14 protein-coding genes and 1 tRNA gene are annotated in these 14,268 nt (G+C 47.6%); 14 read left to right on the forward strand and 1 reads right to left on the reverse strand.

The annotated features are described in order from the left end of the window. The first annotated feature begins 125 nt into the window (after positions 1–125). The 4 genes from PEL01S_RS14095 (at position 126) to PEL01S_RS14110 (ending at position 2,683) form a co-directional block, all read left to right on the forward strand. Positions 126–596 (forward strand): DinB family protein, encoded by a 471-nt coding sequence (locus PEL01S_RS14095; RefSeq protein WP_127460803.1) that lies wholly within the window; start codon positions 126–128, stop codon positions 594–596. A gap of 112 nt (positions 597–708) precedes the next feature. After that, a complete protein-coding gene (locus tag PEL01S_RS14100; RefSeq protein ID WP_163767967.1) occupies positions 709–1,488 on the forward strand; it encodes a MerR family transcriptional regulator in 780 nt (259 codons plus the stop codon). Positions 1,489–1,638: 150 nt separating this feature from the next. Next, positions 1,639–2,532: a DMT family transporter gene (locus PEL01S_RS14105; protein ID WP_127460736.1), complete on the forward strand. Its 894-nt coding sequence runs from the start codon at positions 1,639–1,641 to the stop codon at positions 2,530–2,532. A gap of 67 nt (positions 2,533–2,599) precedes the next feature. Beyond that, positions 2,600–2,683: transfer RNA gene (locus PEL01S_RS14110), tRNA-Leu, on the forward strand. A gap of 63 nt (positions 2,684–2,746) precedes the next feature. Here PEL01S_RS14110 and PEL01S_RS14115 read toward each other — a convergent pair. Then, positions 2,747–3,682, reverse strand: coding sequence for a ketopantoate reductase family protein (locus PEL01S_RS14115; RefSeq protein WP_127460737.1), 936 nt, complete (start codon positions 3,680–3,682; stop codon positions 2,747–2,749). A 173-nt stretch (positions 3,683–3,855) separates the two neighbouring features. Here PEL01S_RS14115 and PEL01S_RS14120 point away from each other — a divergent pair, with 173 nt between their 5' ends. From PEL01S_RS14120 to PEL01S_RS14165, 10 genes are all read left to right on the forward strand, one after another. Continuing rightward, the gene (locus tag PEL01S_RS14120) at positions 3,856–4,416 is read left to right on the forward strand and encodes a TetR/AcrR family transcriptional regulator (protein ID WP_127460738.1); all 561 of its coding nucleotides are present in this window, start codon (positions 3,856–3,858) and stop codon (positions 4,414–4,416) included. 162 nt (positions 4,417–4,578) lie between these two features. Then, positions 4,579–5,916: an ABC transporter substrate-binding protein gene (locus PEL01S_RS14125; RefSeq protein ID WP_127460739.1), complete on the forward strand. Its 1,338-nt coding sequence runs from the start codon at positions 4,579–4,581 to the stop codon at positions 5,914–5,916. A 37-nt stretch (positions 5,917–5,953) separates the two neighbouring features. Beyond that, positions 5,954–6,835 (forward strand): carbohydrate ABC transporter permease, encoded by an 882-nt coding sequence (locus PEL01S_RS14130; RefSeq protein ID WP_127460740.1) that lies wholly within the window; start codon positions 5,954–5,956, stop codon positions 6,833–6,835. Further along, positions 6,832–7,659: a carbohydrate ABC transporter permease gene (locus PEL01S_RS14135; RefSeq protein ID WP_127460741.1), complete on the forward strand. Its 828-nt coding sequence runs from the start codon at positions 6,832–6,834 to the stop codon at positions 7,657–7,659. Before PEL01S_RS14130 ends, PEL01S_RS14135 begins: the two co-directional genes overlap by 4 nt. A gap of 78 nt (positions 7,660–7,737) precedes the next feature. Further along, positions 7,738–8,727: a LacI family DNA-binding transcriptional regulator gene (locus PEL01S_RS14140; protein ID WP_127460742.1), complete on the forward strand. Its 990-nt coding sequence runs from the start codon at positions 7,738–7,740 to the stop codon at positions 8,725–8,727. A gap of 168 nt (positions 8,728–8,895) precedes the next feature. Beyond that, complete coding sequence (locus tag PEL01S_RS14145) at positions 8,896–9,723, forward strand: ChbG/HpnK family deacetylase (RefSeq protein WP_127460743.1); 828 nt, start codon at positions 8,896–8,898, stop codon at positions 9,721–9,723. 47 nt (positions 9,724–9,770) lie between these two features. Further along, a complete protein-coding gene (locus tag PEL01S_RS14150; RefSeq protein WP_127460744.1) occupies positions 9,771–10,745 on the forward strand; it encodes a LacI family DNA-binding transcriptional regulator in 975 nt (324 codons plus the stop codon). A gap of 71 nt (positions 10,746–10,816) precedes the next feature. Then, the gene (locus PEL01S_RS14155) at positions 10,817–11,773 is read left to right on the forward strand and encodes a carbohydrate kinase family protein (RefSeq protein WP_127460745.1); all 957 of its coding nucleotides are present in this window, start codon (positions 10,817–10,819) and stop codon (positions 11,771–11,773) included. Positions 11,774–11,783: 10 nt separating this feature from the next. Continuing rightward, entirely contained in the window at positions 11,784–13,253 is a 1,470-nt protein-coding gene (gene gtfA, locus PEL01S_RS14160) for a sucrose phosphorylase (RefSeq protein ID WP_127460746.1), read from the forward strand. A 41-nt stretch (positions 13,254–13,294) separates the two neighbouring features. After that, on the forward strand, positions 13,295–14,227 hold the full coding sequence (locus PEL01S_RS14165; protein ID WP_127460747.1) for an alpha/beta hydrolase: 933 nt from the start codon (positions 13,295–13,297) through the stop codon (positions 14,225–14,227). Positions 14,228–14,268: the final 41 nt, after the last annotated feature.

Below are 14,268 nucleotides of genomic sequence, written 5' to 3' on the forward strand. Positions count from 1 at the left end.
TCCGTCGGCTAGCGGCTCTCGCCGGGGATGATTTGCTGGAGAAGGAAATAAAGCTGCAGCTGTGGTCAATGCGGATATTACGGATGAAAGTTTTTAAACCTTATTACCAAAAGGAAAGTGAGAAGATGGATGTATTCGAAAGCCAGTATGATTTGATCCAACGCACGAGGGAATCATTATTTCGTTATTGCGAAACGATGTCCCCCACAGATTATGTTAAAGAACTTGAGAGCTTAGGCGGAGTTTCTATTCGCAGTCTGCATGCTCATGTAGCCGATTGTTATCGGGTTTGGTTGGGGAGTCGTGCCCTTGGTAAATCGCTTCCCAAAGTAAAACCGGAATCCGTTGACAATGTACAGGAAATGCGTGAAGTTTTTAAGAAAACGGATGCCTTGGTTCTTGAATTTCTGAATGAATTTAAAAACAAATGGGATCCTACCATTCAAGCATCCTGGCAGAGTGACAGCGTAGAGTTAACCGAATTATGGCTTTTTACGCACACCATCACCCACGAATTTCATCATAGAGGACAAATTGTAAAAATGGGCAGGCAACTCGGGTATATCCCGCCGAAAATGAACCTCGTTAAACCTTAGTGATTTTCATGGAGATAATTTCGGTAAATTTGAGCCGATGAAATTTGATATCCCTTTAACTTGAATGTGCGTGTGAAAATGTACGGTGCGTTTATGTTTTTGCCTAAGAGAAGTGTACAGAATCGGACAATTGGCCAAGGAAGCGGGCATCTCCATCCGGACGCTGCGATATTACAATGAACTGGGCGTACTGAAGCCCTCCTTCGTATCGGAAGCCGGCTACCGGTACTATAGCCATGAAGACGTCATGAAGCTTCATCATATTGCTACATTGAAGCAGCTAGGTTTTACGCTGCCGCAAATCCGGCGCGTGCTTGAAGAAGAGGCCGGCCGCTCCCGTACGGAACGATGGACGCACGCGATTCGCCTGCAAATGGAAACGATCCGCAAAGAAAAAAATCGGCTCGATCTGCTCGAACGCATGCTTCAAACGACCTTGCGTACGATCGAGCTGCGAAACGACGTGCCGACGGAAGAATTGCTCTTGTTTATCTATGTGCTTCAGTCGGGACAGACCGAAACGACAGCAGAGTCCGTTCAGCGGGCTAACCGGATGAAACGGTTCACTCCTGATGAATTGCCGATTATCGAATCGTTGCCGAGGCTCGAGGAGAACGACCCGCGGGCAGACGAATGGATTAGCTTACTGCGCGACATTCACGGCCACCTCGGGGAGCCGCCGGATTCTCCCGCTTCGAGACGGTTAGCCGAACGACTGCTGGAAATCGAGGGACAATGGTTCGGAAATCGAGAGGATGTATTGGAGAAATATTGGGAATGGATTCGTCCGGAACCTGGCGGCCGCGAGAAGGTGCTTGGTCTCGATGAGGAGACGATGGCGTATATCGAACGCATCACGGACGAATATTTGCGGACGGACAAGCGGGCGTAAACATGAATCATGGTTGGGCTTTGCAGTGCTATCCCAGAATTATTGTAGAAATGCATTCCATACTTCGATGAAGAACGAAATATTCTTCGTTTACAATGACAAAGGATGACGCTTCCGCGAATCAAAGTAAACGAAGGGGGATATCGCTGTATGCATGCAATCAAATTTGTGGCGTTGATCGTTTTAACAACTTTTTTAATGGGTTCTTCTTTCACTGTAGGGAAATTGGGACTGGCTTACTCGTCTCCTTTGTTATTGGCCGGATATCGCTTCATTCTGGCTGGAATCCTTATGGCGGTCTTTGTTATCGGGTTCCGAAGGCCACATCCGAATTCCAAGCGCGTCTGGATCAGGATGCTGGTTATCGGGGCATTTCAAACGGCAGGGGTCATGGGCTGCATTTTTTTGAGTCTCCGAACCATTACGGCCAGCCAGTCGTCCATTCTGACGTTTACGAATCCGCTGCTTGTGGTCATCCTGGGGACGATTTTGCTTAAGATTCGGTATAAGCCTTATCAATGGGCAGGTGTTCTGCTGGGGCTAACCGGTGTAGCTATAACATTGGGAACGCAGCTGGAAGTCAAAATCGGCCTGCTCTTCGGCTTGCTCTCCTCAGTATGCTGGGCAGTGTCGACCTTACTGGTCAAACGGTGGGGAGGGAGTATCGACTCATGGGTTTTATCTGCTTATCAAATGCTCTTCGGGGGCTTGCTGCTCTTATTGGCCAGCTTGGTTCTTGAACGGCCGTTCTTTATTGTCAACGGCCACTCCTTGGCGATTTTGCTGTGGCTAAGCGTACTGTCTTCCATTGTACAGTTTGCGGTCTGGTATTACGTGCTGCAGAGAAGCGATCCGGGAAAAACGAGCGCGTTTTTATTTTTGGCTCCTTTTTTCGGGGTGTTAACGGGCTGGAGCGTATTGGGGGAACCGCTGCACCCTTCGATCATTGCAGGCGGTCTGTGCATCGGATCAGGCATCTTTCTTGTCAACATGGACTTGAAACCAAGATCCGCGACAACGAAGAATAGCAAATCTAACGCTTGACATGTCCCAATACCCGTTATATAATTCCATTTGTCGGTTCGAAATTGGTCGAATCGCAGCGAAATATGCGGTCGTGGCGGAATTGGCAGACGCGCTAGATTCAGGTTCTAGTGGTGTAACAGCCGTGGAGGTTCGAGTCCTCTCGACCGCATCCGTATTAACAAAGGTTTCAGCTCATGCGGCTGGAACCTTTGTTTGTTGTTGGGCGATTTTGTTAATGAATGAACGGATAGCTGGCATTAAACCGCTCTTCCAGCACATCCCAATTTGGAGTGGGGACATTGGACCGTTCTTTCCAATCGCGAAACACACGGTTTAAAGCGGCGATTTCGTAAGGAGAACCGTCGACCAGCCGGCTGAACGGAAGGATATGGTATATTTTTAGAAGCAGCCGCAGTAGCGTTGGGTGTTTGCGGATCAATGAAGCTTGCTCGGCCGGTGTTAGGGGATAACCCTGGGCTTCCAGCACGCGGAAGGCTTCGTCCATGGCCGCAATCATTTGCCGCAGCAGCTTATCATCTCTGGCGATTTTTGTCATTTGGCGCTCATGGATAATCGTTACAAAGCCCAGCGCTAAAATGGGCACAATATGGTTCTTCAGCCAAGCGTCTATATCGTCGTGATAGACAAGCTTGTATTTGGTTTTCGCAAACGCTTGGTCTAGAACGGCCTTAAAGAGAATCGGACCGTTCAATCCGCCGAGCACCATTTGCACGCCGCCTCGGATACAGACGGTCCGCCCGTTTTCTCTGCTCCCGGCGCTGATTTGGAAACCGAAGGCGATATTTTTGTGCGTATCGCTATGTTCCATTAGGTAATTTTGCATATCATGGGCATCCGTATTATTTCCCACAAGAACGATATTGCTGCTTCGATTGTTGGCCAGGATAGGCAGTACCGCCTGGAAATCCGTATATTTCATGACGACAAAGATGAGATCGTAGATATCGCCCGCTTCCAGCGTCCGGATGACGCGCACCGGATCCACCGTCGTTCTCCGCTGAAAATAATGGCGGATGACAAGCCCCTCCTTCTCCAGCTCCTCCGCCCGGTTCCCTCTGGCCAATACGGTCACATCGTTGCCCCCGCGTACAAGAACATGGACCAAATAACTGCCTATGACACCTGCGCCATAAACCAATACTCTCATGCTGCAATCCTCGCTTTCATGTTTAATGAACATTTGTTGTATAAATAACGTTTGTTGATTACAATTACGATAGCATCCGGCGAAACACCGGATCAATCGGTAATATTTTTGATTTTGTTGAGTATTCAACAAATGCGCTCGGATTGTTTATAAATAAGCGGGGAGACAGAGCTATGGACAGACGAATTATAAAAACGAGGCAGGCCATTATGGAAGCTTTTGTCGGGCTAATGGAGGAGCAAAGCTTTGAGAAGATCACGATTCACGCAATCGCGGACCGGGCAAATGTAAACCGGGGGACCGTCTATTTGCACTTTACGGATAAGTACGATCTGCTAGACCAGTGCATCGAGACGTACTTGCAGTTATTATATGAAAGCTGCATGCCTGACGGGGACCCAAGCATAGTGGCTGCAAATGCTTTACTGCTTCGCACGTTCGAATTTTTGGAGCGTCACGCCTCCATCTACTCCACGCTCATAACGAGCAAGGGGATACCAGCCTTCCGAAAGCGGATGATCGCGATGATGGAGCGGGGCATCGAGGAGCATATCAAAAGCTGCGGCCTCAGCCCGGGCCTAAACCGGGAAATCCTCGTCCAATTTCTGGCTGCCGCGGTCGCCGGTCTGGTGGAATGGTGGATTGTTCAATCGATGCCTTACACTCCTAAGGAAATGGTGGAACAATTGATGCTGATCCTGGAGCGGAATTTGATCCTGCCGGAGCAGCCTTGATGGGGATCATTTTATTGAATTTAATTTGAATGGAAGCCCAATCTTTTTTTGCATCGCAGAAAAAATATGATAACCGGTTGACATACGATATGACAACCGGTTATCATAAATGTGAAACAAGGATGAATGCGCATTCAAAAACGATAGTTAGGGGGAAAAATTTTGAAAATTAAAAAGAGCATTACATTGGGAATTTGTTCTGTTTTATTGCTTTCTTCATTGGCAGCTTGCTCCAAAAACGAGACTTCAAGCCCTTCGGCGGAAGCGACCAAACAGACCAAAGACGTTAAGATCACTTTCTTTAATACTTCAGCCGAAGTAAACAATGTATTTGAGGACCTGTTTAAAACGTATCATGAGCTGAATCCCAATGTGAGCATAGAATTGATTCCGACGCCAATCGGCGGAGGACAGCTGGAGAAATTTCAATCGTTATTAGCTTCCGGCAGCCCGGCCACGATCGCCAATCTTGACCCGGCAACCATTTTACAATTTAAAGACAAGTTTGCGGACCTGGAGTCGGAGAAAGCGAAATACGAAAAGCTAACGAAGCAAGGAGCGGTTGACGGAGCTCTGCTGGACGGAAAATTCCTTGGCGTTCCATGGACTGCCCAGGGATACGGCTTGCTATATAACAAAAGAGTTGTAGAAGAGGCGATCGGGGGAACCTTTGATCCGGCCTCTGTGAAAACCCGCAATGACTTGGAAGCGTTGTTTAAGAAAATTGAAGCCTCCGGCAAGGCTCCGGTGATGATTCACGGAGCGGATTGGTCCTTGGGCGCTCACTATCTGGGATTGGCCTATTCATTGCCATCGAAAAACGTGGATGAGAACCGCAAATTCGTAGAGAGCCTGAAAAAGGGCGATATCCAATTGGCGAACAATCCTCAATTTAGCGGATTGATGGATACCTTCGACTTGTTGAAGAAATACAATGCGAGAAAAAATGACCCACTTGTTGCAGACTACATGAAAGACAGCGGGGATTTCGCAAAAGGCAACACGGCGTTCTACTTCATGGGAGATTGGACTTGGTCTGTCATCGGAACGTTAGAAGGACGAGACAAAGAGTTTGGCATGATTCCGGTGCCGATTAGCAATAATCCGACGGACTACGGCAATACGCAAGTAGCCTATAGCGAACCGAAGTTGTTGGCTGTTGATAAATCGGGGTCTACTCCCGAGCAGCAAAATGCGGCCAAAGCGTTCATCGAATGGATGGTGACAAGCGAGCAGGGGCAATCGGCGATCGTTAACAAAATGGGTCTCTCCATGCCTTACAAGGAGGTAAAGGTAAAGGGTACGAATGTGATATCCGATGCCGTAACCAAATATGTAGATCAAGGACAAGTTATTAATATCGGAGTCATTAACTATCTTCCGACAGACTGGTGGTCGAAGACGGGAGCGTCTATGCAAAAATATTTGGTAGGAAAGATCGATCGCAAGGGACTGGCGGATGAAGTTCAAATGTATTGGAAATCATATTCCGGGAAATAAAGGAATTTAAAATCCTGGTTGTAAAGGGTGCGGCATCATGAAGAAAAACATATTTATAAGGAATGCAGGAATATTTTTGCTATTTGGGGCTCCTTCCATTTTTGCGTTTGCTGCTGTTGTCCTGATCCCGTTTCTGGTTGGATTATATTTGACGTTTACGAATTGGGATGTACGAACGACCAGCAGTTCATTCATTGGTTTGACTAATTACGCAAAGGTGTTTCATGATAACGTATTTCTTACCCAATTATGGTTTACCGTCAAATATGCGTTATGTACCGTATTGATCTCCAATATCGTGGCTTTCTTCATCGCGCTGGCGTTGACTAGAGGTGTGAAAGGGGAGAAATGGCTTCGGACGGGATTTTTTACACCGAATTTGATCGGCGGAATCGTACTGGGTTATTTATGGCAGACTCTATTCTCGCAAGTATTGCCGTATCTGGGCAATAAATACGGATGGTCCCTGTTTCAATCGTCTTGGCTGACCGATACGGATACGGCCTTTTGGGCGCTTGTCATTGCAACGGCTTGGCAATTGGTCGGTTATCTTATGCTCATTTATATAGCCGGCTTCTCGGGTGTTCCTAATGACGTATTGGAAGCCGCCAGTATGGATGGAGCGAACAACGCTACGATACTTCGCAGAATCATTTTGCCGCTTTCGATTCCCGCAATCGTCATAAGCATTTTCATTTCCATTTCGCGGTCATTTTTAGCTTATGATATAAATCTGGCTTTAACCAAAGGCGGACCGTTCCATTCGACCGAGATGGCCTCGTACCATATCGTTCAAAAAGCGTTTCTGTCTAATCAATTTGGAATGGGCCAGGCCGAAGCGGTTGTCTTGTTTGCCGTCATAGCGTTGCTTGCGCTTACTCAATCCTACCTGCTGAAGAAACTGGAGGTCGAATCATGAACCGTGCCGGGCAATCAACCTCACAAATCAAATCAGCATTGCTGTATATTCTTTTATTCGTATTTTTAACTCCCTTTTTACTGGTCGTCATGAATTCTTTCAAAAAGACACAGCAGTTTGTGGAAAATCCTTTGTCTCCCCCTAAAGCCCTGCTTTTCGGAAACTATATCAGCGCGTATAAAAGTATGGACTTTATGCAAGGATTTCTGAATTCTCTCGTTATTACGGCGGTTGCCGTTTTCATCATTCTTATTTTCTCGTCAATGACAGGTTATTTGTTCGTTCGCTTCAAATGGAAGCTAAACGCCATACTATTTTTTATCATGCTGGCATCCATGGCGCTTCCGTTCCAGGTCATCATGATCCCGCTGGTCATGTTGTACGGAAAGCTGGACCTGTTGAATATGAAAGCAACTTTGCTGTTTATGTATCTCGGGTTTGGTGTACCGTTCGGCGTATTTACGTTCCACGGGTTCATCAAAGGGATTCCTTATGAATTGGAAGAATCGGCTTTTATTGAGGGGAGCTCAAGGCTGCGAACGTTTTTCCAGATTATTTTGCCGCTGCTGAGACCGGTTTTCGTAACGCTAATCGTTTTGGATGTGCTCTGGATTTGGAACGATTATTTGTTGCCCAGCCTGGTTTTGCTGTCGCCGGAACAGAGAACGCTGCCTCTCTCTACGTTTTCTTTTTTCTCGTCTTACTCCGTTGATTACGGTCCCTTGATGGCAGGATTGGTTATGACGATTATACCGGTGCTGATTTTATATCTTTTTCTTCAAAAACAGATCGTCAAAGGAATTACGGAGGGGGCCCTGAAATAAAATCCCCGTCCGCTTTCGAGGCTGAAAATGCGATAAAAAAAGTGTATAATTGCCTTAAAAAAGTTAAGGTGTGCATCTATGCCTAAAATCGAAGATGTAGCTGCGAAAGCAGGGGTTTCGGTAACAACGGTCTCCCGCGTGCTCAATAACCGGGGATATATCAGCCAAGCGACACGGGATAAGGTAGCTCAGGCAATGAAGGAGCTAAATTATCAGCCGAATGAAATGGCTCGTTCTTTGTTTAGAAAAAAATCGAATATGATCGGTCTGATTATTCCTACAGTAGCTCATCCTTTTTTTAGCGAGCTGGTTTATCAGCTTGAGTATTATGCCGATCAAAAAGGGTATAAAGTGCTGCTATGCAATTCCAATCGCGATATTTCGAAAGAACGCAAGTATATCGACATGCTGAAAAAGAATCAAGTGGACGCCATCGTTATGGGAAGCAATGTGCAGGACGTCAAGCACTATCTCAATTTAAATTTGCCGATCATCTCATTTGATCGTACGGTTGCCAATAATATTCCTATCGTTACTTCCGATAATTATATGGGAGGCAGACTCGCATCCCGATTATTAATCGACAAGGGCTGCCGCAAGCTGGCGCATATTTCTGGCGGAGTAGGCGGGCCGAATCACGCCGCATTGCTGGCGAGCAAGAGATTTCAAGGATTCAGGGACGAGCTTACGGATACCGGAATCGAACATGTTAGCTTGGAGCTGGAGCTTACCGGTTTAGGCGATAAGCGAAATGTGGATGAGCTTGTGCGATTTTTTCAAGAGCATCCGGATGCGGACGGAGTATTTGCCACCAGCGACGTCCTGGCTGCCTTGGTCATTCAAGCTTGTCATCAATTAAAGAAAACAATCCCGCAAGAAATGAAAATTATCGGGTATGACGATGTGGGAATCGCATCCTTGGTATGGCCCCGCCTGACATCCATAAGGCAGCCTATTCGGGAAATGAGCGAATGCGCCATTGAATTGATTGCAAAGCTGCTCCAAGGGGAAGAGGTCTCTATGATAAATTCGTTTCCGGTCACGCTCATACAGCGGGATACGACGTGAATTTTCGAATGGGAATTTAACGAGCGATGAACAAAATAGCGGGCGCGTGGCTTCGGGACAGAAGCCGGCATCCGGTTGTGCCCTTAATGTCAACCGGTTGACACACGATTGCGTCATTGCTGTCCCAAAATCAATCTTAACATCGAGGATCGAAATGGGGAGTGAACCGTGCTTCGGGAATCGAATGGAAGGGAGCCCGCCATCCGGCTCATAACCAGAGCGGACGATTGCGGCAGCTCTCATTCGGCTAATGTAGGCATCGCAGAGTCTTTAAAAGCCGGATTTATAAAAAATGTCTCTTTAATGGCTCCTTGCCGCTTTATCGAAGAAGCCGCAGAAATGCTGATCGGACATGAAGATGTTTGCTTTGGTTTGCATGCGACTTTGAACGCGGAATGGGATCAAGTAAAGTGGGGGCCCGTTCTGCCGATTTCACAAGTCTCTACCTTAGTCGACGAGAACGGAATGTTTACGTCTTCTCCGCAAGTATTTGAGGCGCAAAAGCCTGATTTGGACGAGATCATGCTGGAGATTCAGGCACAGCTGGACAAGCTTAGACGGCTGGGGTTCCGAATCGCTTATGTCGATACCCACATGTTTCCGGAGTACCATGTGCCCGGTATGGAAGATCGAATGATGGAATGGGCGGATAAAGAGGGATTGTTATACTGGAACCGTTTTTGCTCTTCTTTACGACGGGTAGAAGAAACGGATCATCTTATTGATGATATCGTTTCGCGCCTTAAAGCCGCTGATAAGGGACAATATTTAGTTGTCGGTCATCCGGCGATCGATACTTGCGAAATGAGAATGCTGGGGAATAAACACATTTCCGGGGATGAGCTTGCCGCCGGCAGAGTGTTGGAGGCGAGGCTTTTCACCGATCCGCGAATCCTGCAGCTATGCAAGGAGAAAGGAATCGTTCCCATTCGATACGACGAAGCGTCCGTGATCACGGAGAGGCTGCCCCCGCTTGATGAATGGTTTTTCTTGTGACAGCACAAATCCAAAACGGCGGCTGTCTGATACAAGGAGGAGCTTTGATGGCCGTTACGATAAAAGATATCGCAGAAAAAGTAGGGGTTTCGGTTACGACAATTTCCCGTGTGTTAAACAACCGGGGATATTTAAGCGACGACCTGAAGAAAAAAGTGCACGAAGCCATGGAAGAGATGAACTACCAGCCTAACGAGCTGGCACGTTCATTATCGCGCAAAAAATCGAATGTTATTGGTCTCATTATTCCAGACATCTCCCATCCGTTTTTTGGGCAAATCACAAAGCATATCGAGTATTACGCTTACAAGCACGGCTATAAGCTGATGCTCTGCAATTCTTTGCTTAATAAAAAAAAGGAGAAGGAGTATATCGATTTGCTGAGGGCCAGCCAAGTGGATGGAATTATTATGGGCAGTCACACGATGAGTGTGAAAGAATATACGTCGATCAAGCTTCCGCTGGTGACCCTGGATCGTCAAATTTCCAAATCCATTCCATGTATTTCGTCAGACAATTATAGCGGAGGCGTGCTGGCCACCAAACTGCTTCTTGGCAAAAAGTGCAGAAAAATCGCTTATTTAAGCGGAAACTTGCGGCTAAATCTATTGGCCAAACAGCGGCATGACGCATTCATTGAACAAGTGAGCGGCAAAGACGTCGGTTTTGTGGTTAAACAAACGGATTTGAACGGTTTTAAATATAAGGAATACGCAAATTTGGTTCGCGAATTATTTGAAGAACATCCCGATATTGACGGCGTATTTGCAAGCAGCGATATTCTGGCGCTGCAGGTCATCAAGGAATGCCGGAGACGCGGCAAGGCCGTACCCGAGCATGTGAAGGTCGTAGGCTATGACGGAATTCAGATTGGCGGTACGGACGATTTGTCGACGGTAGAGCAGCCGGTCAAGAAGATGGGGGAATTGGCGGTCAAATACCTGCTTCGGCAAATTGCGGGCGAAGATATACCTCTGGAAACGATTCTTCCGGTTAAATTGTTGGAAAAGGGAACAACATAGGTTCTTTTCTGAAAGAAGTGGACTCGGTGTTTCCCGCAATTAAATTAACGTAGCCGCAGGAGGAAGTTATTGTGTTTGAATTTAAGCAGGTCTTGGATTTTGAGGATAGACAGAATGATGTATTGATGGTGGGGGAGCTTCTGATCGATCTGATTTCCGCGGATTACGAAGATGCTTTTGAAGGAGCCGCATACCATAAGTTTTTTGGCGGATCGCCTGCGAATATCGCGATGAACGTCAAAAAATTAGGGGGCCGTTCGCAGATTGCGGCAGCCGTAGGAGAAGACAGATTAGGCATGTTTCTGATCAACCATTTGCGTATAGCGGGGATTGAGCCGGAATACGTTGAAACCGTGGAAAATTCAACCAGTCTGGTCCTTCTTACAAAGAGCAAATCAACACCGGTCCCCGTCTTTTATCGAAGTGCGGACTATCAAATTTCCTATACTTCAAAGCTTGAAGAAGCCCTGCTCCGGTCAAAGATCTTGCATTTCTCTTGCTGGCCCATTTCCATGCTCCCGGCCCGCGATACGATCGGAAAAATGCTGGACCTTGCCGCAAAGCAAAACGTGCTGATCGGTTTTGACCCTAACTATCATCCGGTATTATGGCAACAGGGCGAAGATGGCGCAGCCTATGTAAAATCCATCATCGGTAAGGTCGATATCATTAAGCCGTCGGGCGACGATGCGGAAAGATTATTCGGCAAAGATACGCCCTATAACCACATTAAGAAGTTTTTGAGTCTCGGCGCCAAGCTGGTGATCCTGACCCTGGGAAAGTACGGCGCTATCGTATCCAACGGAAGCGAGACCGTTACCTTCAAGACTCTGGCTACGGAGGTAGTGGATACGACCGGAGCGGGAGACGCGTTCTGGTCCGGATTTTATACGGCGCTGGTGAAAGGCTATTCCATTCACGAAGCCATTTCTCTCGGATTCGCCGTTAGCGCTTATAAGCTGAAATATACCGGCGCGGTGGTGGATTTGCCCGAACTCGAAGCGATCAAAAACTTATACGAACTGTAGGAGGTTCCCAATGTCCGTTAAAAATCAAGTGCAGCTGATAACGTATCCCGACTCCCTTGGTGGAGATTTAAAAACGCTCCATCGCGTGCTGAATACGCATTTTTCGGACGTCTTCAAAGGTGGAGTCCACATTTTGCCGCCTTTCCCCTCCACCGGAGACAGGGGATTCGCGCCGCAAACTTATCTGGAAATTGAGCCGAGCTTCGGCACGTGGGAAGACATGAAGGCCATTGGCGAGGAGTTCGATGTTTTGGTTGATTTGATGGTTAACCATATTTCCCGGCAATCGTCATACTTTCAAGACTTCCTTGAAAAGGGGAGGGAGTCCGAGTACGCGGACTTATTTATCACATTGGATAAAATTTGGCCGGATGGTCAGCCTGTGCAGCAAGACATCGATAAAATGTTCCTGCGCCGGAAGCTGCCTTATTCGACCTTCACTATTGCGGAGACCGGTAAAGAGGAAAAGGTATGGACGACATTTGGCAAAACGGACCCATCGGAGCAGATTGATCTCGATATAAAATCGGAAAAGGTCAAGCAGCTTTTGACGGATTTCTTTCTAAACTTTAAGAAAAATAATGTAAAAATTGTCAGGCTCGATGCTGTCGGTTATGTGATCAAAAAGCTCGGCACCAGCTGCTTTTTCGTGGAGCCGGAAATATATGAGTTTCTGGACTGGGTGATGAAGCTTGCCGCATCGCTTGAAATTGAGCTGCTGCCGGAGGTTCATGCGCATTATACCACGCAATACAAGCTTGCCGAGCATGGCTGCTGGATTTACGATTTTATCCTGCCGTACCGGATTCTTGAAGCCTTGATCAACCAAAACAGCGGGGATTTGGTTCAGTATTTAAAGACCCGGCCGAAGAACCAGTTTACGATGCTGGATTGCCATGACGGTATTCCGGTAAAGCCGGATTTGGATGATTTGATCGATACGAGAGAAGCGAAAAAAATTGTGGATGTATGCGTGGCTCGGGGAGCCAACCTCAGCCTGATCTTGTCGGATGAACATAAAGCGGCGGATGGATTTGATGTCCATCAAATCCGGTGTACCTATTATTCCGCATTAAATAACGATGACGACGCCTATTTGACGGCACGCGCCATTCAGTTCTTTACGCCCGGCATTCCGCAGGTGTATTATGTGGGGCTGTTGGCCGGCGAGAACGATTATGAACGTGTAAAGAATACCGGAGAAGGCCGGGAAATCAACCGTCACAACTTCTCTCTGGAAGAGATCGAGCGGTCTCTGGAGAAGGAAGCGGTGCAGCGGCTTTTGAGGCTGATCCGTTTCAGGAACGAATATGAAGCTTTCCAAGGAGAATTTGAGGTTCTTGATTCGCCAGCGGATGAGCTTCGTCTCAAGTGGACAAAGGACGATAAGAGTTGTATGTTGCTAGTCGACTTGAGAGCAGGCCTTGCCGAGATTTCCTATGTCGATGAAGAAGGATTCGCCGATCATTTTGCAGTGTGATTAAGCTTGGGGAAATTTCATCATACTTGGAGGTATGGATATTGGACTTCATAAGCAGAGTGGCTCCGGAATTAAAGCAAGGGGTAGAGCTTTTAACGCCTCTTCATTTGCCCGATGATCTGGCTATAGAGAGGCAGCGCCCTTTGCCTCCCACAAATAGCTCGAAATCCGTTCAAATTACGGAACGTTATATATCCGGCGGAGATTCAAAGGAAATGCTGGTCAAGATTTATGAACCGGTCCGGAGAGAGGATCAAAAGCTGCCTGCTTTTCTTTGGATCCATGGCGGGGGATATGTGTTGGGCCACCCGAGTTCCGATGACGTTCTTTGCGAATGCTTTGTAAAAGCGGCCAATTGTATCGTTATTTCGCCCGACTATCGCCTTGCCCCCGAGCATCCGTTTCCGGCGGCCATTGAAGACTGCTACGCCGCATTGGTATGGATAACAAACCGCGCGGAGGAAATGAATATCGATTTGTCGCGGATTGCGATTGGCGGGGCAAGTGCAGGAGGGGGATTGACGGCGGCATTGGCGCTGATGGCTCGGGATAAAGGCGGACCGGCCATTTGTTTTCAAATGCCGTTATACCCGATGATCGACGATCGTAACGTCACGCCCTCAAGCCACGAAATTACGCATCAAGCGGTGTGGAACAGGGCCAATAACCTGGCGGCCTGGAAGATGTATCTTGGCGAGCATGCCCATGGAGACATTTCCCCTTATGCGGCGCCAAGCCGCGCGAAGAGCTTGGCCGGTCTGCCTCCGGTCTATACTTGCGTAGGGCAGCTTGATCCGTTCCGCGACGAGACGATCGACTATGTTGCGCGTCTTGCGCAGGCGGGAGTCGATGTCGAATTTCAGCTGTATCCCGGATGCTATCACGGCTTCGAACATGTTGTTCCGGATGCGGAGATTAGTCAGCGTGCCAGAAACGGATACTTGGATGCTTTGGCGAGAGCTTTTAAGCGTTGATTCCATAGGGAGAGCGGCAGCGCTATTTTTGGGGCGTAATC

The organism is Paenibacillus elgii NBRC 100335, assembly GCF_004000865.1.
GTDB classification, from domain to species: Bacteria; Bacillota; Bacilli; order Paenibacillales; family NBRC-103111; genus Paenibacillus_G; species Paenibacillus_G elgii.